Origin of the sequence: Streptomyces sp. NBC_00075 (assembly GCF_045041225.1) — a bacterium.
Lineage (GTDB): Bacteria > Actinomycetota > Actinomycetes > Streptomycetales > Streptomycetaceae > Streptomyces > Streptomyces adonidis.
This window is the reverse complement of sequence record NZ_CP108243.1, coordinates 263,372-285,699: the sequence shown is the minus strand read 5'-3', so window position 1 is coordinate 285,699 and position 22,328 is coordinate 263,372. Positions and strand designations below refer to the sequence as shown.

At 70.3% G+C, this 22,328-nt stretch carries 21 protein-coding genes; 11 read left to right on the top strand and 10 right to left on the bottom strand.

The window, feature by feature from the left end; all coding sequences use genetic code 11:
* Positions 1–4 precede the first annotated feature (4 nt).
* The 7 genes from OG787_RS01325 to OG787_RS01295 form a co-directional block, all read right to left on the bottom strand.
* Complete coding sequence (locus OG787_RS01325) at positions 5–1,039, bottom strand: zinc-binding dehydrogenase (protein ID WP_369034188.1); 1,035 nt, start codon at positions 1,037–1,039, stop codon at positions 5–7.
* A gap of 26 nt (positions 1,040–1,065) precedes the next feature.
* On the bottom strand, positions 1,066–2,073 hold the full coding sequence (locus tag OG787_RS01320; protein ID WP_369034187.1) for a zinc-dependent alcohol dehydrogenase family protein: 1,008 nt from the start codon (positions 2,071–2,073) through the stop codon (positions 1,066–1,068).
* On the bottom strand, positions 2,070–2,951 hold the full coding sequence (locus tag OG787_RS01315) for a carbohydrate ABC transporter permease (protein WP_405534029.1): 882 nt from the start codon (positions 2,949–2,951) through the stop codon (positions 2,070–2,072). Before OG787_RS01315 ends, OG787_RS01320 begins: the two co-directional genes overlap by 4 nt.
* Positions 2,948–3,910 carry a carbohydrate ABC transporter permease gene (locus OG787_RS01310; RefSeq protein WP_405534028.1) on the bottom strand — a complete coding sequence of 321 codons (963 nt, stop codon included), beginning with the start codon at positions 3,908–3,910 and terminating at the stop codon, positions 2,948–2,950. Before OG787_RS01310 ends, OG787_RS01315 begins: the two co-directional genes overlap by 4 nt.
* Positions 3,911–3,990: 80 nt before the next feature.
* On the bottom strand, positions 3,991–5,343 hold the full coding sequence (locus tag OG787_RS01305) for a sugar ABC transporter substrate-binding protein (RefSeq protein WP_369032372.1): 1,353 nt from the start codon (positions 5,341–5,343) through the stop codon (positions 3,991–3,993).
* 261 nt (positions 5,344–5,604) lie between these two features.
* Positions 5,605–7,113: an FGGY-family carbohydrate kinase gene (locus OG787_RS01300; RefSeq protein ID WP_405534027.1), complete on the bottom strand. Its 1,509-nt coding sequence runs from the start codon at positions 7,111–7,113 to the stop codon at positions 5,605–5,607.
* A gap of 400 nt (positions 7,114–7,513) precedes the next feature.
* On the bottom strand, positions 7,514–8,203 hold the full coding sequence (locus OG787_RS01295; protein WP_405534026.1) for a TetR/AcrR family transcriptional regulator: 690 nt from the start codon (positions 8,201–8,203) through the stop codon (positions 7,514–7,516).
* A gap of 122 nt (positions 8,204–8,325) precedes the next feature.
* Between OG787_RS01295 and OG787_RS01290 the strand changes: the two genes are divergently transcribed.
* The 5 genes from OG787_RS01290 to OG787_RS01270 all read left to right on the top strand — a co-directional run bounded on the left by OG787_RS01290 (position 8,326) and on the right by OG787_RS01270 (position 13,292).
* Positions 8,326–8,481 (top strand): hypothetical protein, encoded by a 156-nt coding sequence (locus OG787_RS01290; RefSeq protein WP_369033344.1) that lies wholly within the window; start codon positions 8,326–8,328, stop codon positions 8,479–8,481.
* A gap of 171 nt (positions 8,482–8,652) precedes the next feature.
* Entirely contained in the window at positions 8,653–10,284 is a 1,632-nt protein-coding gene (locus tag OG787_RS01285) for a GMC oxidoreductase (protein WP_405534025.1), read from the top strand.
* Between the two features lie 13 nt (positions 10,285–10,297).
* On the top strand, positions 10,298–11,800 hold the full coding sequence (locus OG787_RS01280) for an alpha/beta hydrolase domain-containing protein (protein ID WP_405534024.1): 1,503 nt from the start codon (positions 10,298–10,300) through the stop codon (positions 11,798–11,800).
* 141 nt (positions 11,801–11,941) lie between these two features.
* Positions 11,942–12,184: a DUF6411 family protein gene (locus OG787_RS01275; RefSeq protein ID WP_405534023.1), complete on the top strand. Its 243-nt coding sequence runs from the start codon at positions 11,942–11,944 to the stop codon at positions 12,182–12,184.
* 142 nt (positions 12,185–12,326) lie between these two features.
* Positions 12,327–13,292 carry a YihY/virulence factor BrkB family protein gene (locus OG787_RS01270; protein ID WP_405534022.1) on the top strand — a complete coding sequence of 322 codons (966 nt, stop codon included), beginning with the start codon at positions 12,327–12,329 and terminating at the stop codon, positions 13,290–13,292.
* Positions 13,293–13,422: 130 nt separating this feature from the next.
* Here the strand turns inward: OG787_RS01270 and OG787_RS01265 are convergent, their stop codons facing one another.
* Positions 13,423–13,890 (bottom strand): winged helix-turn-helix transcriptional regulator, encoded by a 468-nt coding sequence (locus OG787_RS01265; RefSeq protein ID WP_405534021.1) that lies wholly within the window; start codon positions 13,888–13,890, stop codon positions 13,423–13,425.
* Between the two features lie 96 nt (positions 13,891–13,986).
* On the opposite strand from OG787_RS01265, the gene OG787_RS01260 reads away from it, so the two are divergent.
* The 3 genes from OG787_RS01260 (at position 13,987) to OG787_RS01250 (ending at position 16,166) form a co-directional block, all read left to right on the top strand.
* Positions 13,987–14,517 (top strand): PaaI family thioesterase, encoded by a 531-nt coding sequence (locus OG787_RS01260; RefSeq protein ID WP_405534020.1) that lies wholly within the window; start codon positions 13,987–13,989, stop codon positions 14,515–14,517.
* 130 nt (positions 14,518–14,647) lie between these two features.
* Positions 14,648–15,028, top strand: a complete 381-nt coding sequence (locus OG787_RS01255; RefSeq protein ID WP_369033351.1) for a VOC family protein — start codon at positions 14,648–14,650, stop codon at positions 15,026–15,028.
* Positions 15,029–15,161: 133 nt separating this feature from the next.
* Complete coding sequence (locus OG787_RS01250) at positions 15,162–16,166, top strand: enoyl-CoA hydratase/isomerase family protein (RefSeq protein ID WP_405534019.1); 1,005 nt, start codon at positions 15,162–15,164, stop codon at positions 16,164–16,166.
* 20 nt (positions 16,167–16,186) lie between these two features.
* On the opposite strand, the gene OG787_RS01245 is transcribed toward OG787_RS01250, so the two are convergent.
* Positions 16,187–17,200, bottom strand: coding sequence for an NADP-dependent oxidoreductase (locus OG787_RS01245; RefSeq protein WP_369033353.1), 1,014 nt, complete (start codon positions 17,198–17,200; stop codon positions 16,187–16,189).
* 111 nt (positions 17,201–17,311) lie between these two features.
* Here OG787_RS01245 and OG787_RS01240 point away from each other — a divergent pair, with 111 nt between their 5' ends.
* The 3 genes from OG787_RS01240 (at position 17,312) to OG787_RS01230 (ending at position 20,699) form a co-directional block, all read left to right on the top strand.
* A complete protein-coding gene (locus tag OG787_RS01240; RefSeq protein ID WP_405534018.1) occupies positions 17,312–17,821 on the top strand; it encodes a winged helix-turn-helix transcriptional regulator in 510 nt (169 codons plus the stop codon).
* A gap of 177 nt (positions 17,822–17,998) precedes the next feature.
* Entirely contained in the window at positions 17,999–18,643 is a 645-nt protein-coding gene (locus OG787_RS01235) for a class I SAM-dependent methyltransferase (RefSeq protein WP_369033434.1), read from the top strand.
* Between the two features lie 55 nt (positions 18,644–18,698).
* Positions 18,699–20,699 carry a SpoIIE family protein phosphatase gene (locus OG787_RS01230; protein ID WP_405534017.1) on the top strand — a complete coding sequence of 667 codons (2,001 nt, stop codon included), beginning with the start codon at positions 18,699–18,701 and terminating at the stop codon, positions 20,697–20,699.
* 77 nt (positions 20,700–20,776) lie between these two features.
* On the opposite strand, the gene OG787_RS01225 is transcribed toward OG787_RS01230, so the two are convergent.
* The gene (locus OG787_RS01225) at positions 20,777–22,234 is read right to left on the bottom strand and encodes a DUF1996 domain-containing protein (protein ID WP_405534016.1); all 1,458 of its coding nucleotides are present in this window, start codon (positions 22,232–22,234) and stop codon (positions 20,777–20,779) included.
* Positions 22,235–22,328: the final 94 nt, after the last annotated feature.

The window sequence follows — 22,328 nt, the reverse complement described above, 5'->3', positions numbered from 1 at the left end:
GGAACTAGACACCGTCCACGGTGACCAGCACCTTGACCTGTTCGGGGTCTACAGACGCGGCGAACGCCTTGGCGGCGTCCTCCAGCGGGTAGGTGGCGGTGACGATCTCGGCGGTGTCGACGGCGCCGGACGAGATCAGGGACATCGCGGTGCGGTAGTCGTCGCCGGTGTACATCAGGGTGCCCTCGATACGTATCTCCCGGTCCTGGACCAGGTCGAGACGGACGGGGGTGGTGCCCGCGGCGCCGACGCCGACGACGATGACCGTGCCGCCCTTGGTGACCAGGTCGATGGCCTGCGCCATCGACTGCTCGCGCGCGACGCAGTCGAAGACCACGTCGGCCGGTCCGCCGAGCGCCGTGTGGGCCCGCTCGACCAGGTCGGTGGCGTCGGCGGGCAGGGCCGCGTCGGCACCGAGGCGCAGGGCGCGCTCCCGCTTGCCGTCCAGCAGGTCGGTGACGGCGATCTTCGCGGCGCCCGCGTGCCGGGCGGCGGCGAGGACGAGCAGCCCGATGGGCCCGGCACCGAGGACGACGACCGTACGGCCGGTGAGGTCACCGGCCTTCGCCACGGCGTGCACCGGAGTGGCCAGCGGCTCGACGAGGGCGGCCTCGATGTCCGTCATCCCGTCCGGGACACGGTGGACGCGGCCGGCCGGGATGGTGAACAGGTCGGTCATCGCGCCGGGAGTCTGGCAGCCGAAGACCTTCAGCTCCTGGCAGATGTTGTAGCGGCCGGAGAGGCACTGGGGGCACCGGCCGCAGTACAGGTTGGGCTCGATGATCACCCGCTCGCCGGGCGCGAAGTCCCCGGCCGCCTTCCCTGCCCCGGCGACGACACCTACCGCCTCGTGACCGGGGCGGTAGGGCAGGTCGATGAAGGGATGGTGCCCGGCCGCCGCATGCGTGTCGGAGCCGCACACACCGACGACCGTGGTGCGTACGAGGAGTTCGTCGTCCCCGGGGACGGGCGCGGGCACGTGCTCGATGCTGATGTCGTCCAGGGAGCGGACGAGAACGCGGCGGATCTGCTCGGTCATGGTGGGGGTCCGTTCGGTTCGGGTGTTCACGCGGAGGCGAGACCGGGCTGGATCTGGATCTTGCGGCCGAGACCGGCCTGGAAACGGGCGATCGCGTCCGGGAACGCGGCCAGGGGAAGGCGGTCGCTGATGAAGACGCGCGGGTCGATGACACCCGTGGCGAAGAGGTCGGCGGCCCGCTCGAAGCTGTGCAGGACGGCCATCGACCCGGTGATCGTGATCTCCTGGTTGTAGATCCTGTACGGCTCGATGGTGGCCCGGGTGGCATAGTCGGCGACCCCGAACTGCAGGTACGTGCCGCCCTTGCCGACCCGGCCGAGAGCGTCCTGGATCGCCCGCGCGTTGCCGGTGGCGTCGACGACCAGGTCCCAGCCGTACGGCGGCCGGTCGAGTTCGTCGGCGGACGCGGCACCGGCGGAGCAGCCCAACTGCCAGGCCGTGGCCAGACGTTCGGCATTGATGTCGACGACGTCGACGCTCGCGGCGCCCGTGGCCTTGGCCAGCTGGAGCATCATCAGGCCCATGGTTCCGGCGCCGTAGACGAGCACACGGGAGGCGAGCCGGCTGCGCAGGACGTCGTAGCCGCGCACCGCGCAGGACAGCGGCTCGATCAGCGCCGCGTCCTGGACGTCCACGTGGTCGGGCAGTCGTACACAGTTGGCGACGGGCGCCACGGCGTACTCGGCGGCGGCGCCCGGGTGGGTGACGCCGATGGCGGCCCAGCGTTCGCAGAGGTTGTTGTGGCCGAGGCGGCAGTAGCGGCACTCGAAGCAGTACAGCGACGGATCCACGGCGACACGGTCGCCGATCGCGAGTTCGGTCACCTCGCTGCCGAGGCCCACGACCTCCCCGGCGAACTCGTGGCCCGGGACGATGGGCAGCTTCGGGGCGAACTCCCCCTGGAGGATGTGCAGATCGGTGCCGCAGATCCCGGTGGCCGCGACCTCCACGACGACCTCGCGCGGGCCCGGCGAGGGGTCGTCGACAGTGGCGAGTTCGATGGCGCCGGGCCCCGTGATCACAGCCGCTCTCACTTGACCGCTCCCAGGGAGAGGCCTCGTACGAGCTTGTCCTGGGCGGCGAATCCGGCGATGAGGACCGGCAGTGACACGAGGGTGGCGGCCGCGCACAGCCGGGCCAGGAACAGACCCTCGTTGGTGATGAAGCCGACCAGGAACACCGGCGCGGTGGACGCCTGGGTCGCGGTGAGGTTCACGGCGAACATGAACTCGTTCCAGCTGAAGATGAAGCAGATCAGTGAGGTGGCGGCGAGTCCGGGCATGGCGACCGGTGCGACGACCCGCCACAGCACGGTGAGCAGGCCGGCGCCGTCGACCTCGGCGGCCTCCAGGATCTCCTTGGGGACCTCGGCGAGGAACGAGCGCATCATCCACACCGCGATCGGCAGGTTCATCGCCGTGTAGAGGATGACGAGCGTCCACACGTTGTCCAGCATCCCGGCGTCCTTGACGATCAGGTACACCGGCAGCAGGGCCGCGATGGCCGGGAGGAACTTCGTGGACAGGAAGAAGAACATCACGTCGGTCCACTTCTCGACCGGCTTGATGGACAGCGCGTACGCCGCCGGCACCGCCAGGGCAAGCACCAGCACCGTCGAAAGGATGCTGGCCATGGCCGAGTTGAGGAGGAACGGGGTGATGTCCCGGCTGAACAGCAGCTTGTACTGGTCGAAGGTGACCGGGGCGAAGGGGGTCGGCGGGTTGGTCGCCGCGTCGGCCTCCTGATGGAAGGAGGTCAGCACCATCCACGCCACCGGCGCGAAGAACGCCAGCGTGGCCAGCCAGGCGACGAACGTCCACAGCGGCGACAGGCGCGGGGAGTTGGGGTCGTCCTTGCCACGGAGGAGCTTCCGGAACCTGCCCCCTCGGGGGGCGACTGCTGCGTGGGTCATCGGGAGGTCTCCTCGCGGAACAGCGACGCGATGGTGCGCAGCGCGAAGGTCGCGATGACGAACGCGCCGAGCACGACGACGACACCGGCGGCGGCCGCCTCGCCGTACTCGTACTTGCGGAACATGGTCAGGTAGATCTCGTACGGCAGGTTGGTCGTCTGCGAGCCGGGGCCGCCCTGGGTGATGGTGAAGACCGCGTCGAAGGTCTGCACGACGTAGATCGTGCCGAGCAGCACACCCAGCTCGATGTACTGGCGCAGATGCGGCAGCGTGATGTGCCTGAACGTCTGGAGCGCGGAGGCCCCGTCCATACGGGCCGCCTCCAGGACGTCACCGGGCTGCGCCTGGAGGCCGGCCAGCAGGATCAGCATCATGAACGGCGTCCACTGCCACACCAGCGACACCACGACGGCGGGCATCGGGTAGGAGGAGATCCAGTCGACGGTGGGGCCGTTGTCCGCTCCGAAGAACCGGTACACGGCGTTCAGGGTGCCGTTGAGCAGGCCGTAGTCGGGGTTGTAGATGGCGTGCTTCCACAGCAGCGCCGCCGCGACCGGCATGACCAGGAACGGGGCGATGAGCAGGGTGCGCGCCAGCCCCCGGCCCACGAACCGGCGATCGAGCAGCATCGCCAGGCCGAGGCCGAGGATCACGCTGATGACCACCACCGACGCGGTGAGCACGACGGTGTTGAGGACCGCCGTGCGCAGCCGCTCGTCGGTGAAGACGAACGAGAAGTTGGAGAGGCCGACGAAGTGGCGCTCGCCGGGCTTGAGGATGTTCCACTGGAAGGTGGAGATGATCAGCGTGGCCACGAACGGCAGCTGAGTGACGACGATGGTGAAGATCAGCGCGGGAAGCAGCGGGACGCGCCGCTTCCACTTGGCCGCCGAGCCCGAGGACTTCCGGGGACGGACGGGTGGGGGAGCCTGCCTGGGGGGTGCGGTGAGCGTGGTCATGAGAACTTTCCTCCGCCGGTGACGGCCGGGGTCGGTGAAGCGGCGCCCGGCCGGCGTCAGGGCCGGCCGGGCGCTGAAGGTCACTTCTGGTAGGTCTTGGCGACTTCCTCGGCGAGCTTCTGACCGTCGTCGAGCGCCTTGTCCACGCTGGTCTTGCCGGCGATGGCGGCGGAGATCTCCTGGGTGACCTTGGTGCCCAGGTCCTGGAACTCGGGGATGGCCACGTACTGGATGCCCACGGTCGGCCGGGGCTGGACGCCCGGGTTCGCCGGGTCGGCGCCCTCGATGGACTTCAGCGTGATGTCACCGAACGACGCGGCGGCCTTCTTGTACTCCGGGATCTCGTACGTGCTGGCCCGCTTGCCGGCCGGGACACGCGCCCAGCCGAGCTTCTCGCCGACCAGGTTCTCGTACTTCTTGCTGGACGCCCACAGCATGAACTGCGAGGCGGCGTCCGCGTTCTTCGTGGTCTTCGGCATGGCCCACGACCAGGCCCACAGCCAGCCGCTGCTGTCCGTCTCGACGGTCGGCGCGTACGCGTAGCCGACATCGCCGGCGATCTTGCTGGAGGCGGGGTCCTCAAGTGATCCGGCGGCGCTGGTCGCGTCGTACCACATCGCGACCTTCTTCTGGCTGAGCGCGTTCAGGCACTCGGTGAACCCGGCCTGGGGGGCGCCGGACTCGCCGTGCTCCTTGACCAGCTTGACGTAGAACTCGGTGGCCTTCTTGAAGCCGCCGGTGTTGACCTGCGCCTTCCAGTCCTTGGTGAACCAGGTGCCGCCGAAGGTGTTCACCATGGACGTCAGCGGCGCGCCCAGCTCGCCCCAGCCGGCCAGCCCGCGCAGGCAGATGCCCTTCATGCCGGGTTCGGCGCCGTCGACCTTGGCCGCGATGTCGGCGATCTGCTGCCAGGTCGGGTGCTCGGGCACGGTGATGCCCTTCGCCTTCATGACGCTCTTGTTGTACATGAGCATCGAGGACTCGCCGTAGAACGGCAGGGCGTAGAGCTTGCCGTCCGAGCCGGTGAGCGACTGCACCATCGGCTTGAGCAGGTCGGCCTTGTCGAAGCTGGTGTCCTTGTCGGCGTACGTGCCGAGGTCGTGCAGCCAACCGTTCTTCTCCCAGATCGGCACCTCGTACGCGCCGATGGTGGCGACGTCGTACTGGCCGGCCTGGGTGGCGATGTCCTGGGTGACTTTGTCGCGCAGCTCGTTCTCGGGAAGGATCGTGAAGTTGACCTTGATCCCGGTGTCCTTGGTGAAGTTGTCCTTGGTCAGCTTCGCGATGTCCTCCATCTGCGGGTTGCCGACCATGAGGACGTTGATGCTCTTGCCCCCGTCCGAGGACCCGCCGGCTCCGGCTCCGGAACAGGCGGTGGCGAGCAGGGCGGTGGCGGCGGCGCCGGCTATGAGGGCGTATCTGGTCGATCGCATGTGACGGGGGACCTCTCGTGCGGGATGCGTCCCTGGGGGGTCGGGCGCGTTTCGATGGCGGAATTATTAGCAGGAGACTGCGCCTTTGTTAACGTATTTTGCGAGATAACTTTTCGTTACTTATCGTTAAGACGGCTCGGAGGGGGTGTGAGGAGGGTGCCGGGAGGTCGGTCGGGGGCTCCTGGCGAATCACCTCAGCGCAGCATCGCCGCAGGTGGGAGCGCCGGAACCCGCCTCTGCGGTTGATCCGGCGGACGGGCCTCAGGCCTCCGGCGCGTCCAGACGGGCCCAGACCGGTCCGAGGGCCTCCAGCGCCTCCCGGTACACCTCGTACGCCTCGTCGAGCACGGCGACCCGGTCGGGACGGGGCTCGTGGCGCCTGAGGACCGTGGCGCCGGCGCGCGGGTCCGTCACGTCGTCGAGCAGCCCGACGGCGGTGGCGGCCAGCAGGGCCGCGCCCCGGGCCGCGCTCTCGCGCACGTCGGTCACCACGACCGGCCGCCGCAGCGCGTCGGCGAACATCTGGCTCCACACCTCGCTGTGTGCGGCGCCCCCGGTCAGCCGTGCCGCCCCGGTGACCGGCAGCTTCGAACAGAGCGCGTCGACATGCCAGCGGTGGTTGAGTACGACGCCCTCCATCAGAGCCCGCAGCAGATGCCCGCGCTCGTGCCAGCCGCGCAGCCCGAGGAACGTCCCGGAGGTGGGATGCGGATGCGGGGAGCCGTAGACGAACGGGTGGAACAACACCTCGGACGGTCCGGCCAGTTGGGCCTCGACCTCGCGGCCGATCGTCTCGTGGACGCCGTCCCGCTGCTCGGCCGGGCTGCCCGTGACCCGCAGGAACCACTCCAGGTTCGCCACCGACGCCGGCGAGGTGGACATGGTCATCCACTGTCCGGGGCGGACGAAGTGACGGACCTGCCAGCGCGGATCGACGACCGGGTGCTCGACGACCACCTGGTTGATGCTGAACGACCCGGCGATCAGGCACAGTTCGCCCGGCGCCGTGCCGCCGATCCCGAGCGCGGCGGCGTCGACGTCATGGGCGCCCGTGACGACGGGCGTGCCGGCGGTGAGCCCGGTGAGGGCCGCGGCCTCGGGGGTGACGGTCCCGCTCACCGCGTCGCACGCGAGTACCGGCGGCAGCAGGTCGGAGAGCGCGCCGAGACCGTACAGATCGAGCAGCTCAGGCGAGTACCCGCCCCGCCGCATGTCCGTGAACGAGGCGCTGGCGTCCGTCGGGTCGGTGGCCACCGCGCCCGTCAGCCTCAGCCGCAGCCAGTCCTTGCAGGACAGCAGCCAACGGGCCTCGTGAACCACCTCGGGCTCATGGCGGGCCAGCCAGGCCAGCAGGGCGGCGGGGGAACCCGCGAAGGGCACCGTGCCCGACAGCTCCAGGGCGCGCGACCAGACAGGAGTGCCCCGCCACTCCTCCAGCAGTGGTTCGGCGCGCGTGTCCATCGCCACGATCGCGGCCCGCACCGGCCGGCCCCGCCCGTCGACGGCGTACAGACCGTCGCCGTGCGCGGCCAGTCCCACCGCGGCGACGGCCCGGCCCGCGTCCGGACCCGCCTCGGCCAGACAGGCCGCGATGGCCTGCCGCGCCGTCCGCCATACGTCGTCCATGTCCCGCTCGACCCAGTGGGGCCGAGGGGTGCTCAGCGGAAGCATGCCGCTGCCCCGCGCGACCGGCCGGCCGGTCGCGTCGAACAGCACGGCCTTCGTCACCGTGTGTCCCGCGTCGACACCGAGCACCAGGTCACGCGCCACGACTCACACCCACCCCAGGTCGCGCGACCAGAACGGGCGACGCGGTCTCCTCGCGTACCGAAACCACACAGACCACAGCCCGATCGTCCCACGCGGGAGGTCGGCGGGGCCGGACCGCCACCGGGACACCGCGTCCGAGGGGGTCTTCACGGGCGGGAAACGCATGTCGTCGGCGGACGGGAACGGAGCGGCACCGTATCCACCTCCCACGGCCCGACCGGAACCCGGCCCCGTCCCGCGCCGGCTGCTGATCGCGGGGTTGCTGTCGCGTCGGCTCGGCAGATCGCCCGCTCCGAGCGCGGCGCCGACTTCACCTCGCTCCATGAGGACCTCGCCCCGGCCGTCGGCTCGTCCTCGGCGTCCCGGCAGATCGTTCTCGCCGGGACGGCCCGGACGCCGACTACTCGCCCCCGGAGTCCATGGCCGGGAGGCGGATCAGTGGCTTCCGGCCGGGAGCGGGGTCCGTGTCCGCGTCGAGGAACTGGGTGATCGCGTGCAGGGCCTGGCCGAGGGTCGCGCCGAGCGGTGGGCCGGTCGGCTCGTGGGGCTGGAGGGCCCAGTGCTCGACCGCGACGCGCAGCGCGGTGTTCATCATGCCCGCCTCCAGACGGACGGCCAAGTCGTCCTCACGGCGGTCGGTGCCTTCGGCGATCAGACCGGCGAGGACGACTTCGGCGTCGAAGTGCGCCTCCAGCCAGACGGCGCGCAGCCCGGGCTCGTCCCGGCTCAGGCGGACGAGGCCGCGCAGGGTCTCCAGGTGCTGCGCCACCGGGATGCCGGGCTCCTCGATGGCCGAGATCGCCTCGGCGAGCGTGCGGCTGCCGTTCCAGTAGTCGCGCAGGCGCTCGGTCAGCACCTCGATGCCCACCGTGAGCAGGGGCCGCGCGCACTCCTCCTTCGAGCGGAAGTAGCGCCACAGGGTGCGGGTGGAGAGTCCGGCGGCCGCGGCGATGTCCTCCGCCGTCGTTCCCGCCACGCCCCGCTCGACGAACAGCCGTACCGCCTCGTCGGCGATCTCCATGCGCGTCTCCGCACGGCGCCGTTCCGTCAACGGAGGTCGCCCCACGCCCGCACCGGATCGCCCGGCCATCCGTTCCTCCTCGCCTCGGTGCGGTGATCCTAATTGATGTCACGGTGCGACTTCATGGCGCGCAGTGACAGAACGCAGTACGGTGTTGCCGCACCACCAGCCCCCCACGCAAGGGATGCCCCATGGCCACCACAGGTCTGTACGGCAGAGGCGTCACCGTCACCGGAGGTGCGTCTGTCATCGCACCGGGCGGCGCCTCCGACGCCCCTGAGGCCCGCATTCCGCCGGTCCTCATGAAGTGCATGGGCAACCTGAGGTGCGTCGCCGCTCACGAGTAACAGGCCTCTGCCTTCGTCCCCACCTTGCGTCCCGTGCGGCTGACGAGCCGACGGCGCCACTCCGGCGCCCATCGGTCGGCGGGACCGCCTCGGCAGGGTTGGCCTCAAAGGTCCGAATTGACATGTTCGCGACATCCCCGAATCGTCCCCACGCCCCTCGACGGGAGTCCCATGTCCGACAACAACTCCTCTCCCCTCAACTCCCCTTCCTCCACGCTCACCCGCCGCAGACTGCTGACCGCGACCGCTCTCGGCGCGGCGGCCGTGGGCGGATCCGTGACCGGCGCGGGCCGGGCCCGCGCCGTGACGTCCTCCGCCGCGCCCTCCGTGACGGAACGGCGCGAACGCGCCGTCGTCGTGGGCACCGGCTTCGGTGGTGGCGTCACCGCGCTGCGACTGGCCCAGGCCGGGGTGTCCAGCCTGGTCCTGGAGCGGGGTCTGCGCTGGCGCACCGGCCCGAACGCCACCACCTTCTGCCGCTTCTCGAACATGGACAACCGCTCCGCCTGGCTGACCGACCACTCCATCGTCGGTGGTGTCGACAAGACCTGGACGCCTTTCACCGGCGTCCTCGAACCCGTCGTCGGCAACGGCATGACCGCCATGGTCGGGGCCGCGGTCGGCGGCGGCTCGCTCATGTACCACGGCATGACGCTTCAGCCCACGAAGGCCAACTTCGCCACGTCCATCCCCGTGGCGGCCGGCCTCTACGACGACCTCGACCGGTGGGCGTATCCCACCGTCGCCCGGATGCTGGGCATCTCCACCATCCCGTACGACCTGCTGGCCTCCGCCCCCTACACGTCCTCCCGCCTGTTCCAGGAGACCGCGCCGAAGGCGGGCCTGACCCCGTTCAAGGTGCCGCTGCCCATCGACTGGAGCTACGCCCGGGGCGAGTTGACCGGCCAGTACGAGCCGACCTACACCACCAGCGACATCGCCTTCGGCGTCAACAACGGCGGCAAGCACTCCATCGACGTCACCTACCTCGCCCAGGCGGAGTCCACCGGCCTGGTCGAGGTGGCGCCCCTGCATGTCGTCCGCGACCTCGCTCTCGGCGCGGACAAGCGCTGGGTGCTGTCCGTCGACCGTATCGACACCGCCGGCACCGTGCAGGAGCGGATCCGGATCACGGCGGACGCGGTGTTCCTCAACGCCGGCTCGCCCGGCACCACCCGACTCCTCGTCAAGTCCCGCGCCAAGAACCTGATCCCGGGCCTGCCCGACGCCATCGGCACCCGGTGGGGCAACAACGGCGACCGGATCTGGGCCTGGATCAACCCCACCGGCGACGCCGGAACCCAGCAGGGCGGCCCCGCCTGCGTCGGCGGCACCGACCCCACCAGCCCCATCCCGCTCACCGTCATCCACGCGGGCTCGCCCATCCAGCAGCCCGGCGTCACCGCGCTGACCGTGGTCGGCTTCGGCATCGTCGACGGCGCGGGCACCTGGGCGTACGACGCCACGACCGACGACGCCGTGCTCACCTGGCCCACCGATGCCGACGCGGCCCTCCAGGCACTGATCGCGACCCGGATGCGGGCCATCGCCACGGCGGGCGGCGGCATGATGATCGACACCAACGCGAGCGCCGCCTCCACCTGGCACCCCTTGGGCGGCGTCCCCATGGGCGACGCCGTCGACCTCACCGGCCGCGTCCTCGGCCACAAGGGCCTCTACGTCCTCGACGGCGCCCGCATCCCCGGCTCCACCGGCGCCTGCAACCCCTCCATGACCATCGCCGCCCTCGCCGAACACAGCATGCAGACCATCGTCCGCCAGGACGTCGGCCGAGTTTTCTGACCCAGGAGAAGTCATGCATATGAAGATCCAGTGGGCGAGAAAAACCCGCCCTCAACTCCTCACCGCAGTCGCGCTGATCCTCCCGCTCCTCCTCGGAACCTCCTCGGCGGTCGCCGCACAGCCCGGCGGCACGGACTCGGGACCGGCCGCCCAGGCAGCCGCCAGTCCGACGGTCAGCGGGCCGGTGACGGGCGGGAACGGCGCCGTCGTACTGCAGGCGACGGCGTTCGACCTCGGCAGCGTGGGATACACCCGGTCCGAGTACCTCCTGTCCGGGACCGCCGAGTCCTACGTACCCGAGGAGCCCCTCGACGCCGACGGCCGCTGGCAGGTGACGCCGGCGAGCAGTGCCCCGTACACCACCCGGATCGTGGTGAACCGGCCCGCGGATCCCGCCCGTTTCAACGGGACCGTCGTCGTGGAGTGGCTGAACGTCAGCGGCGGCCTCGACGCCGCCCCGGAGTGGATCTACGCCCACAACGAACTGATCCGCGAGGGCTACGCCTGGGTGGGCGTCTCCGCCCAGGCCACCGGAGTGACCGCCACCAGGACCGCGGACCCGGTCCGTTACGCGGACCTGTCCCACCCCGGCGACAGCTACTCCTACGACATCTTCAGCCAGGCCGGCCAGGCCGTACGGGACTCCGCGGCCACGGTTCTCGACGGGCTCCGGCCCCGCGTCGTGCTGGCCAACGGCGAGTCGCAGTCCGCGTTCCGCCTCACCACCTACATCAACGCGATCCAGCCCCTGGTGTCGGTGTACGACGGTTTCCTCGTGCACAGCCGGCGGGACATCGGCGCACCCCTGTCGCAGGCGCCCCAGGCGGACGTCCCGACTCCGGCGGTCGTCCGCTTCCGCCCGGACCTGGACGCACCGGTGCTCGTCGTCCAGGCCGAGACCGACGTGATCGCGCTCGGTTCGCTGTCCGCCCGCCAGGCCGACTCGCACCGCCTCCGGCTCTGGGAGGTGGCCGGCACCGCCCACGCCGACGCCTACATCGGCCTCGGCACGATCGACGACGGCAGCGGCACCGTCGGCCTCCAGGGACTGAAGGCCATGCTCAGCCCCCCGACCCGGACCGGCTGCGGCTCGCCGATCAACACCGGCCAGGCGCACTACGTCCTGGACACCGCCGAGTTCGCACTGAACCGCTGGGTGAAGACCGGCATCCCCCCGGCCAAGGCACCCCGCCTCCAGGTGGACACCTCCGGTTCCGCGCCCGCCTTCGTCCTGGACGCCCACGGCAATGTCGTGGGCGGCGTCCGCACACCGTCGGTCGAGGCGCCGGTCGCCGTCCTGTCCGGCCTCGGGCAGACCGGGGCGTCGTTCTGCTTCCTGTTCGGTACGACCACCCCCTTCCCCGCCGAGAAACTGGCGGCCCTGTACCCCGACCACGCCACGTTCGTCGCGAAGTGGACGGCCGCGACCGTACGAGGGGCCGCCGCGGGTTTCATCCGCCCGGCCGACGCGGCTGAACTGATCGGAGCGGCCACCGAGTCCGGCATCGGAGGCTGACGCACGACGGGCGAGGCTCCCCGGCGGGCGAGGCGAGGCGTCAGACGCCTCGACTCCCGGCGCGGGGAGCCTCGTCCGTCACGCGTAGGTGCGCGGCTCCGGGGCACCCGTCTCCTCCCGACCGACCAAGGGAGCAGACTCGTGATCATCGCCGCAGTTGTCGGAGTATGTGTGGTCCTGGCCGTGCTGGCCTTCCTCGTCCCGCGTCTGTCCCGCCACCCCGAACGCGGCACGCAGCGTTCGCTCGGCGCCGGCGCGCGCACCGGCGGAAAGGCGCCCGGCTTCCTGGGCAAACTTCTCAGCAAGCCGTTCCGGACGAGTTCCCGAGCCGTGGGCCGCAGCGGCTCGGCCGGCCGCCGTACCCGTGGCCGCATGCCCTTCTGATCCCCACCCCGCTCACCGTCGCCGCTGCGACCCCGAATCCTCCTGACGACCGATCCCCACAACCGTCCGGCTGTACGGTTCTCCCCGCGGCAAGATCGCGTTCCTCGTCTCGCCGTACGGACGACAGGAGGAGACGTTCTCGATGGGGACCGTCGTACACGTTCCGCAGACGCGGGACATGATCGGGGAGGAGCTGTCCGGCGACGAGGCGCTCACCGCACTGAGGCACTACGGCGGCCGCCGACTGCTCCTCGACGCGTTCTCCCGCTTCCGCTACGCCGACGGCTTCACCAACTCCCGTTCGCTCGCGTTCCAAGTGGTCCTGGGCCTGGTGCCGTTCACGATCGCGCTGGTCGGCGTGGCCACCACCGTGCACACGGAGAGCGTCGGGCGGATCATCGAACTCACCCTCGGCCAGATAGTGCCGGGCGCCAGCGCGCGCCTGGTCGAGGACGCCCTGGACGCCACCGCGCGCAGCGCCGGTTCCGGAGTCGGGAACGCCGTCGCCATGTGGCTGGGCCTGGCCTTCGCCGTACTCAACCTCGCCTCGGCGATGGGGCAGGTCGAGCGGGGCGCCAACCGTATCTACGGCATCGAACGCGACCGGCCGTTCCTGGCCAAGTACGGGCGTTCCCTGCTTCTCGCGCTCACGGCGGGCATGCCGATGGTCCTGGGATTCCTCGTGCTCGTCGCGGGGGACGCCATCGGGAACGCGGTGGTGGAGGCCCTCGGCTGGCCCCGGGAACTGCTCGACTGGTGGCGGCCTCTCGAAGTGCCCCTGGGCGTGTTGCTCGCCTGGGTCGCGTCGGCGGTGATCTTCCGCTGGGCTCCGCGCAGGGACCAACCGGGCTACACCTGGCTCGCGTTCGGCTCGGCGGTCCACCTGGTCCTGTGGATCACGGCGACCTGGCTGCTGGCGCTCTACGTCGCGAAGAGCGGGGCGTTCGGCGCCGTGTACGGACCCCTGACGGCGTTCGTCGCCCTCCTGCTGTGGGCCAACCTGACCGGTGTGGCCCTGTTCCTGGGCATAGCCTTCGCCGCCCAACTCGAAGCGGCGAGGGCGGGGATCACCGAGGCGGTGCAGCCGGATCCGGGGCCGGGCCCCTGAGCCGGGCTCGGGCGAGGCGTGCCGTCCACCGAGGCGGACTGAGTGATGTGGGTCGGCTTGGGCGGCCGCGTACACCCCAAGTGCGGCGGTGCCACCGGACTGGCTCAAGGCCCGGGCCGGGGCGCAGGGCTCACGACCGGGGACGGGCACCGGGCCCCAGCCGGGCGGTGATCTCACCGGGGGTGAGGGTCGAGTGCTCGGCTGAGCACTCGACGACGACGCGGACCGGGGCGTCGCATTCGGCGTGGCGGATGTCCAGTACGGGGCCCTCGGGGCCGAGGGCGTGCTTTTCGCCCCACTGGCTCAGCGCCAGCAGGACCGGCCACAGGTCCCAGCCCTTGCGGGTCAGGCGGTACTCGTTGCGGGCGCGGCTGCCCGGCTCCCGGTAGGGGACGGTCTTGAGGACGCCCGCCGTGATCAGCTTCCGGAGGCGGTCGCTGAGGACGGCTTCCGACAGGCCGATATGGCGGTGGAAGTCGTCGAAGCGACGGACCCCGTTGACGGCGTCACGCAGGATCAGCAAGGTCCATTTCTCTCCGACCACGTCGAGCGTGCGCTGGACGGGACAGTTCTCCGTGCTCGCCTCAAGCCACTCCATACCGCCATCGTAAGGGGCTGGCTTCGCCATTGACAGTCAGGTGAAGGCGCGGCTAGCTTCATTTGTAAAAGTCAGAGGACGGGAAGGTGCTCGGTCGTGGGACGGACACGTACGTATCAATGGGAAGATCCCGCGATCCTGGCGGAGGCCGCCGGGTGTATGTCCGGTGTCGACTTCCTGCGCGAACTGCTGGAGGGGCGCCTGCCGAGGCCGCCCATCAACCACTCCGTCGACTTCACCCTCGACGAGGTGGAGCCCGGCCGGGCGGTCTTCTCCCTGACACCGGGGGAGGAGCACTACAACCCCATCGGCAGCGTGCACGGCGGTGTCTTCGCCACCCTGCTCGACTCGGCGGCGGGCTGCGCCGTCCAGTCCACCCTCCCGCAGGGCATGGCGTACACCTCGCTCGACCTGACGGTGAAGTTCCTGCGCCGGATCACCGTGGACACGGGCACGGTGCGCGCCATCGGCACGGTCGTCAGCAAGGGCCGTCAAACCGCCCTCGCCCAGGCCCAGTTGGTCGACGGGACGGACCGCCTGCTCGCCCACGCCACCAGCAGCTGCATGCTCTTCCCGGTGCCTCCTTCCCGCGCGGCCGCGCCGGGCCCCGGACCGGATCGCCCCTGAAATCAGTTCGCCCGCGCTCGCCTCATCCGGTACGTTCGCGGGGGTGTTTTCCCTGCTGGGGACCTGCGGTTCGCGTGTGGCCTTCCTGGCGGTTTCCGGGCAGTTCCCAGGCTGAGAGCAGGTTTCGTCCATGGCATGTCGTATCAGTGAGCTGGTCCTCGGTTGCCGCGACCCTGAGGTGCTGGCGCGGTTCTGGTGCGAGGTCCTGGACTTCGTCGTCCTCGACCGCGAGGACGACGGCACGCTGGAGATCGGACCGCGCGAAGGGTTCGGTGGTCCGCAGCCGACGATCATCCTCAGTCGCAGGGACGAGCCGGAGAAGGGGAAGTCCCGGCTGCACATCGACGTCAACGCCACTGACCGCGACCAGGACGCCGAACTCGAACGCCTGCTGAAGCTCGGCGCGCGCCCGGCCGACATCGGCCAGACGGGGGAGGAGCAGTGGCATGTCCTGACCGACCCCGAAGGCAACGAGTTCTGCCTGCTCAGGGCCCGTCTCGCCCCACTCTGATCGGCACCGGTCACGCCGCCGGGGCGCCCGAGGCAGCCTCCGCATCGCAGCAGGGCGCACGATGTCCGCTGTGCGATCCCGCAGATCTACGCCTGACCCCCGACCCCCGGCGAGCAAGGAGCCCTGACGCACGATGCCCACCCCTGGCGCCGACACCGCTCCGGCTGACGTGCTCACCGAGGTCGATCGGGGCGTGGGCCGGATCCTGTTGAACCGGCCCAAGGCGCTCAACGCCCTGACGACAGGCATGGTCGCCGCCATCGACCGTGCGCTCGCCGGGTGGGAGCACGCCCCGCTGTCCGCCGTGGTGCTCGCCAGTACCAGTCCGAAGGCGTTCTGCGCCGGTGGGGACATCCGTACCATCCGCGAGCACAGCCTCGCCGGGGATGCCGGGGCCAGTGAGCGGTTCTTCGCGTCCGAGTACCGGCTCAACGCCCGGATCGCCGGGTATCCCGTGCCGGTCGTGTCGCTCATCGACGGTGTGTGCATGGGCGGTGGTCTCGGGCTGTCCGTCCACGGCAGCTTCCGCGTCGTGACCGAGCGTGCGGTGCTGGCGATGCCCGAGACCGGGATCGGGTTCTTTCCGGACGTCGGGGCGAGCTACTTTCTGCCGAGGCTGCCCGGCGCGATCGGCATGTATCTGGGCCTGACCGGACACCGCCTCGACGCGGCCGACGCCCTGTACACGGGACTGGCCACGCACTTCGTCCCGGCGGACGGGCTCGACGCGGTCGCGGACGCCCTGGCCGACCGTCCCGGCGATCCGGTGGACGTCGTACTCAACCGTCTGGCGGGCCGTTCCCCGGTGGCGGAGAGCGGGTTGGCGGCGGTACGCGGGGACATCGACTGGGCGTTCGGCGCGCCGACCCTCGGTGAGATCGAGAAACGCCTGCACCACCTCGACACGTCGTGGGCGGCTTCCGCGCTGGCCGCTCTGGAGTCCGCCTCGCCGCAGAGCCTGGAGATCACCCACGCCCTGCTGGCCCGCGGCAGACAGCGCACCTTGCGCGAGTGTCTCGACGCCGAACTCGCTCTCACGCGCACGACGATCCGTACGCCGGACTTCCTGGAGGGTGTCCGTGCGGCCCTGGTCGACAAGGACCGCAGTCCTGCCTGGGTGCGTGCGTCGCACGGCTGACGGACACTGCCGAACTGACCTCAGTCGCTCTCGGGCGCCATCGTGACCACGACCTTGCCCGCCGTGGTGCGGCCCTGTTCGACGTACGCCATCGCCTCCAGCGTCCGGTCGAACGGGAACGTCCTGTCGATGACCGGGCGCAGCTGCCCACTGTCGTAGAGGGCGCCGAGCCTGCGCAGCTGGGAGCCGTTGGCCTGCATGAAGAAGAACTCGTAGCGCACGCCCAGCTTCCCGGCCTGCTTGCGGATCTTGCGGCTGAGCGCGTTCATGACCACACCCATGAATGCGGGGGCGCCGAGCTGCTTGGCGAACCCGGCGTCGGGTGGGCCGACGACACCGATGGCCAGGCCGCCGGGCTTCAGTACCGTGAGCGACTTCTCCAGGTTCGTGCCACCCAGGGAGTCCAGCACGAGGTCGTAGCCGGACAGCACCGTGGAGAAGTCCTCCTTGGTGTAGTCGACGACGATGTCCGCGCCGAGGCTCCTGACCAGCTTCTCGGTGTCGGGGGACGTGGTTGTCGCCACCTCGGCGCCGAGGTGTTTGGCGAGCTGGACGACCGTCGACCCGAGGCCACCGGCACCGGCGTGGACGAGCACCTTCTGGCCCGGTTTCAGATCGGCTCGGTCGACGAGGATCTGCCAGGCGGCCAGGGCCACCAGCGGCACCGCCGCCGCTTCGTCGAGGGTGAGCGAGGCCGGCTTGGGCGCGACGTCTTCCACGTCGATCGCGATGTACTCCGCGAAGCCGCCGATCCGCAGGTCGCGCGGACGGGCGTGGACCTCGTCGCCGGCCTTGAAGCTGTGTACGGCGGAGCCGACGCGCGTCACGACACCGGCCAGGTCATGGCCGAGGACGAACGGGAGCCTGTACTTCAGGAGCCGCTCGAACTCCCCGTCGCGGACCATCTTGTCCAGCGGGTTGATACTGGCGGCGCTCACTCTGACCAGGACGTCGTGGTCCCCGACCGGGGGTTCGGGTACCTGTGCGGCGCGTGCGCCGTCCTTGCCGTACTTCTCGACGACGAATGCCTTCATGCCGGCCGCCCTTTCTGGGTGATCTTCTCGATGGTCGACGGCTTGTGTACTGGTCGCGACGCTACTTGCTGAGTATAGAAAAGTAAACTCAGGTGAAGTTAGTATCACCCCATGGATGCGAGGACCGAAGCTCATCAGGACGCCGGACTGGACCCCCGTCTCGACCGGGACGTGTCGAACTGCTCGATCGCCCGGACCCTCGAGGTCGTCGGTGAGAAGTGGACGATCCTGATCCTGCGCGAGGTCTGGTACGGCTCGTCCCGTTTCAGCGACTTCGAACGCGTCCTCGGCTGCCCTCGCAACCTCCTCGCGGCGCGCCTGCGGATGCTCGTGGAGGAGGGCATCCTGGCCGCCGAGACGTACAAGGAACCGGGATCGCGAAGTCGGCCCAAGTACGTGATCACGCCCAAGGGCATGGACCTGGTCCCGGCCGTGATGGGGCTCCTGCAGTGGGGCGACCGTTATCGCGCCGACCCCGAGGGCCCGGCTGTGATCACGCGACACCGCGGCTGCGGCGCGCACGTCGACGCCCGGATCCGCTGCGAACAGGGCCACGCGGTGGAGGCGGAGGACATCGAGAGCGTCCCCGGTCCCGCCTTCCGTATGAAGCCCACCGACTGACCTGAGCGCGGTCGCGCCAGGACTCGATCGATCACTGGAATTGGGCCACGGCGGCCATCGCGGTCGATCTACGCCTAAGCTTGGATAACTGTGAAAAAATTACTCACAAACTGTTACATACAGGGCTGAAGGAGAATCCTCGTGACCAACCCCGCCGACGAAGTCGGCTACGGGAGCATGTGGCTCGACCGCACCGGTCAGGCCGAGGCCTTCGACGCCATTGGGGACCGCTACGACGAGGCCTTCCCGCACAAGGAAGGGCAGATCGCGTCCGCCGCATGGCTCGTCGAGTCGCTGCCGCCCGGGGCCCGGGTGCTGGACCTGGGATGCGGCACCGGCCTTCCGACCTCCCGCCAGCTCGCGGAGTCGGGCTTCCAGGTCGTCGGGGTCGACCTCTCGGAGCGGATGGTCGCGCTCGCCCACAAGTACGTGCCCACCGGGGTGTTCCACCAGGCCGACATCGCCGATCTGCGGCCCGGAGGCCCCCGGGACCTCGGCCGCTTCGACGCGGTGACCGCCTTCTTCTCCCTGCTCATGCTGCCGCGCGCCGAGATTCCCCTCGCGCTGCGCACCATCCACCACCTGCTCCTGCCGGACGGTCTGTTCGCGCTGTCGATGGTGGAGGCCGATGTCGACGACTTCTCGATCCCGTTCATCGGAAGCACCATCCGGGTGTCCGGCTATCTGCGGGAGGAACTGCGCGAGGTCGTCGAGGAAGCGGGCTTCGAGATCGTCGAGGAGTCCTCGTACTCGTACGCTCCGGCGAGCGCGGACGTCCCGCCCGAGGTGCAGATCTTCCTGCGCTGTAGACGGCCCGCCTGACGCCCTCTGATCATCCCGTCCCCGCGGCGGGGTCCGCACGGTCGGAAGGAAACGCGTGACGAAGCACCTCGGAGCCGATGGAGGCACCGGCGGGCAGGCGGCCGACGGGTGGACGGTCGGCGAGCAGGCGGCCGACGTGCACCAGGCAGCTGCCGCTGGTCGCGCGCGTCGGCCGCAGTGCGCGGCCGCGGCCCCGTCGCCCGGCTCCGGGGCCCGCTCCGACGGGGCACGCGCACAGTCAGGTGCGAATCCCGGCTCCGAGGGGAGCGGCCGAGCGATGCGTGCGGCGGCTGCGGCAGCACCAGCCGTACGGCCGGGCGGTCCCCGGCCCGACATCGCCGGGCCGCAGACCGACAGGCTCAGCTACCTCGACGCGGCGACCCGGCAGATCGCCCGCGGCATGGACCTCGACGAGATGTTGCAGGAGCTGTGCCGGGCGGCCGTACCGGCCTTCGCCGATGTGGCGCTCGTCCATCTGTACGCCCCGCTCCCGGTCGGCGACGAGGTCGCCGAACCGCCCGGCGTCCTACGACTGCACACGATGGACCGCGCACCCCTGCGCGAGGCGGCCGTCCGCGGTTCCGGCCCACTCCCACCGGTCGCCGACACCGCCCGGGCGGCCGAGGTCGTACGACTGTCTCCCACCGGTCCGCTCGCCGGCCTGCTGCGGGCCGGGCGGCCGGTGTTCGGAGACCTGCCGGACATCCGTTCCGTCGTGGCCGAGCTGCTGGGCGTGGCGAACTCGCCCGGCACGGTGCCGCCAGGACGACGGCTGATCCTCGCCCCGCTCCACGGCCGCAGCCACGCCATGGGCAGCGTCGTCCTCATCCGCGGCCCCGGCAGGGCGGACTTCACCGGCGACGACCTGCTCGTCGCCTCCCAACTCGCCACCCACACCGCCCTCGGCATCCACAAAGCGGTGCTGTACGCGCGGGAGGCGTCCGTCGCGGACGCGCTCCAGCGCACGATGCTCCCGCCCTCGCTGCCCGAGCCCACCGGGGTCCAGCTGGCCAGCCGCTATCTGCCGGCCTCACGGACCGCGCAGGTCGGCGGCGACTGGTACGACGCGATCCTGCTGCCCGGCAACCGGGTCGCCCTCGTCATCGGCGACGTGATGGGCCACTCCATGACCTCGGCCGCGATCATGGGACAGCTGCGCACCATCGTGCAGACCCTGGCCGGCCTCGACCTGCCGCCCGACGAGGTCCTGCACCACCTCGACGAACAGGCTGAGCGGCTGGGCAGCGAACACACGGCGACCTGCCTGTACGCCATGTACGACCCCGTACTGCACCGGTTGCTGGTGTCCAACGCGGGCCATCTGCCGCCGGTGCTCCTGCACCCCGACGGCAGTACGGAGGTCCTGCCGGTGCCTCCCGGAGTACCGATCGGCGTGGGTGGCGGCGGATTCGAGACCACCGAGATGCACGCACCGGCCGGATCGACCCTTCTCCTGTACACCGACGGCCTGGTCGAGTCCCGCGACTCGGACGTCCTGACCGGGGTGGACCGGCTGCGCGCACGCCTGCGGGCCGCCGCCTCCGGTTCCGGGCCCCCGGAGCCGGCAGAGGTGTGCGATCAGGCGCTCGGCACGCTGGGTGCGGGGGACCGGGACGACGACATCGCGCTGCTCGCCGCCCGGTTCGAGGGCATCCTGCCGGAGACCGTCGCGTACTGGTACATGGCTCCCCGTCCGCAGACCGCGCGACAGGCCCGTCGGCTGACCCGCAGGACACTGCGCGACTGGGGTCTCGATGCCCTGGTGGAGTCCACCGAACTCATGGTGAGCGAGGTCGTGGCGAACGCCGTGCGCTTCGCCTCCCGGCCGATCACCCTGCGACTGCTCTGCACGGACGTGCTGCGCTGCGAGGTGGGTGACAACTCGCCCCTGGTGCCGAGGATGCGACACGCCCGGCTCAGCGACGAAGGCGGCCGGGGGCTCTTCCTGGTGGACCAGCTGGCACAGAGCTGGGGGGTGACACGGGTGAGCACGGGCAAGGTGGTGTGGTTCGAACAGCCGCTGCCCGGACCGCTCGGCGACCAGGAGCCCGCTTGAAGGCTCGGTGCACTCCGCACATGGCGGTGGGCGCCGTCAGGTACGACGACGCCCACCGCTCGGTGACTCGGCCGGACTCAGCTGCACTTGCGTCCGGTGTTGATGCACTGGACGAGCTTGTTCATCAGCTTCGCGTCGAAGACGTTGATGAAGTCACCGTGGTCGGTGACCGGCTTGTGCTGCTGCTCGGGGAAACCGTCCAGCGCGTAGAACGGAGTGGTCTTCCCGTTGTCCTTCACGCTGGGCGCCTTCACCGCGTACACCAGTCGCTGCACCAGCTGCGGGATGGCCTTGAAGCCGGTCGGGCAGTTGCCGGCGGCGTCGGCGAACGCCACGTGGGTGCGGTGGTTGGCGCTGTCGATGTTCGTGCCGTCCCAGCAGCTCTGGAACTTGAAGGTGCGCACCACGTTGCTGCCGCGGGGGCAGAGCGGGTACTTGTCCTTCAACTGCACCTTGTTCTCGAAGCCGGTGCAGCTCCAGGAGGCGTTGGCGTTGGCCGTGCCGTTGACGAACGCCTTGGCGTCACCGGTGATGATGCGCAGGAACTTGGGCATCGCCACCACCTTGCCGCGGGGGCTGCCCACGAAGTCCAGGGTGGCCTGCTTGGCCGTCAGGATCCGGCCGGTGTTGCCCTCGGCGCCGCCGCCCAGCTTGTCGTTGTCGAACTCCTTGGTGCCGTCCTGGAGGCGCAGCACCGGCCAGTAGTACGTCGACTTGTCGCCCTGGTTCTGGCAACTGGTCGCGGCCTTGGCGAAGTCCTGGTCGCTGGAGAAGGCGTCGTTGTCCTGGTTGCCGACGTAGTCGTGCACGTGGTGCGCGCCGTTGGTGACACCGGGCGCGACGATCACGTTGTCGCTGTTGTACAGCTTGTTGGCGTTCACCCCGCACTTGGTGACGAAGGAACCCTTCGACGCCTTCGCCGACCTGGCCGGCGCGCTCACGTTGGCCTTCACCTTGGTGATGTCCACGAAGTCGGCGGCGACGGGGCCGTTGCCCGCCACGCCGGCATTGGTGTTGTTGCTGGGGCTCGGGCTGGCGCTGGGCTGGCCGGCGGCGGGCTGGTTGCCGGTGGCCTTCAGCGTGCAGGCCGCCAGGGCGTCAAGGCCCTGCGGCTTGGCCGCCACCCGGCCGATGGCGGTGGCGATCCGGTCGATCGTCGCCTTCCGCTTGTCCTTCAGCGGGCCGATGATCGCGTTCTGGGCGAAGTTGGGGTCCTGCGCGATCGCCCTCTGCGAGGTGGAAAGGCGCTGGTACGCCTCGGAGATCTGCTTGTCGAGGAGCGCCAGCTCCCTGTCGACCTGGGCCTTCGCCTGGGCGGGCACGGAGGTCAACTGCTGGCCGACATCGGGGCAGTCGATGGTGGAGCCGCCGGCCGCGAGCACCTGGTTCTGGGCGGAGCCCTTCGACGCGCCGGTCTCGTCGGCCGAGGCGTAGATGTTGACCGCCACCAACCCACCGGCACCGATGGCCAGTGCGGCCGCCGCGCCTACCGCCCGGCGGGCAGTCTTCGATCTTCTTCGCGTGTTGCGTGTCATCGGGCCTCTCAGGGACATCTGCCGGAGTCGGCAGGACTTCCGGCATGGGGGAAGCGCGTCCATAGATACGGATGTGAGCGCGGAATACTCAGCG

What these genes read in the sequence shown, in the direction of transcription:
- OG787_RS01325 (WP_369034188.1), bottom strand. Translation starts at nt 1,039, where the DNA reads ATGACCGAGCAGATCCGCCGCGTTCTCGTCCGCTCCCTGGACGACATC.
- OG787_RS01315 (WP_405534029.1), bottom strand. Translation starts at nt 2,951, where the DNA reads ATGACCCACGCAGCAGTCGCCCCCCGAGGGGGCAGGTTCCGGAAGCTC.
- OG787_RS01310 (WP_405534028.1), bottom strand. Translation starts at nt 3,910, where the DNA reads ATGACCACGCTCACCGCACCCCCCAGGCAGGCTCCCCCACCCGTCCGT.
- OG787_RS01305 (WP_369032372.1), bottom strand. Translation starts at nt 5,343, where the DNA reads ATGCGATCGACCAGATACGCCCTCATAGCCGGCGCCGCCGCCACCGCC.
- OG787_RS01295 (WP_405534026.1), bottom strand. Translation starts at nt 8,203, where the DNA reads ATGGCCGGGCGATCCGGTGCGGGCGTGGGGCGACCTCCGTTGACGGAA.
- OG787_RS01290 (WP_369033344.1), top strand. Translation starts at nt 8,326, where the DNA reads ATGGCCACCACAGGTCTGTACGGCAGAGGCGTCACCGTCACCGGAGGT.
- OG787_RS01285 (WP_405534025.1), top strand. Translation starts at nt 8,653, where the DNA reads ATGTCCGACAACAACTCCTCTCCCCTCAACTCCCCTTCCTCCACGCTC.
- OG787_RS01280 (WP_405534024.1), top strand. Translation starts at nt 10,298, where the DNA reads ATGCATATGAAGATCCAGTGGGCGAGAAAAACCCGCCCTCAACTCCTC.
- OG787_RS01270 (WP_405534022.1), top strand. Translation starts at nt 12,327, where the DNA reads ATGGGGACCGTCGTACACGTTCCGCAGACGCGGGACATGATCGGGGAG.
- OG787_RS01265 (WP_405534021.1), bottom strand. Translation starts at nt 13,890, where the DNA reads ATGGAGTGGCTTGAGGCGAGCACGGAGAACTGTCCCGTCCAGCGCACG.
- OG787_RS01255 (WP_369033351.1), top strand. Translation starts at nt 14,648, where the DNA reads ATGGCATGTCGTATCAGTGAGCTGGTCCTCGGTTGCCGCGACCCTGAG.
- OG787_RS01250 (WP_405534019.1), top strand. Translation starts at nt 15,162, where the DNA reads ATGCCCACCCCTGGCGCCGACACCGCTCCGGCTGACGTGCTCACCGAG.
- OG787_RS01245 (WP_369033353.1), bottom strand. Translation starts at nt 17,200, where the DNA reads ATGAAGGCATTCGTCGTCGAGAAGTACGGCAAGGACGGCGCACGCGCC.
- OG787_RS01240 (WP_405534018.1), top strand. Translation starts at nt 17,312, where the DNA reads ATGGATGCGAGGACCGAAGCTCATCAGGACGCCGGACTGGACCCCCGT.
- OG787_RS01235 (WP_369033434.1), top strand. Translation starts at nt 17,999, where the DNA reads ATGTGGCTCGACCGCACCGGTCAGGCCGAGGCCTTCGACGCCATTGGG.
- OG787_RS01225 (WP_405534016.1), bottom strand. Translation starts at nt 22,234, where the DNA reads ATGACACGCAACACGCGAAGAAGATCGAAGACTGCCCGCCGGGCGGTA.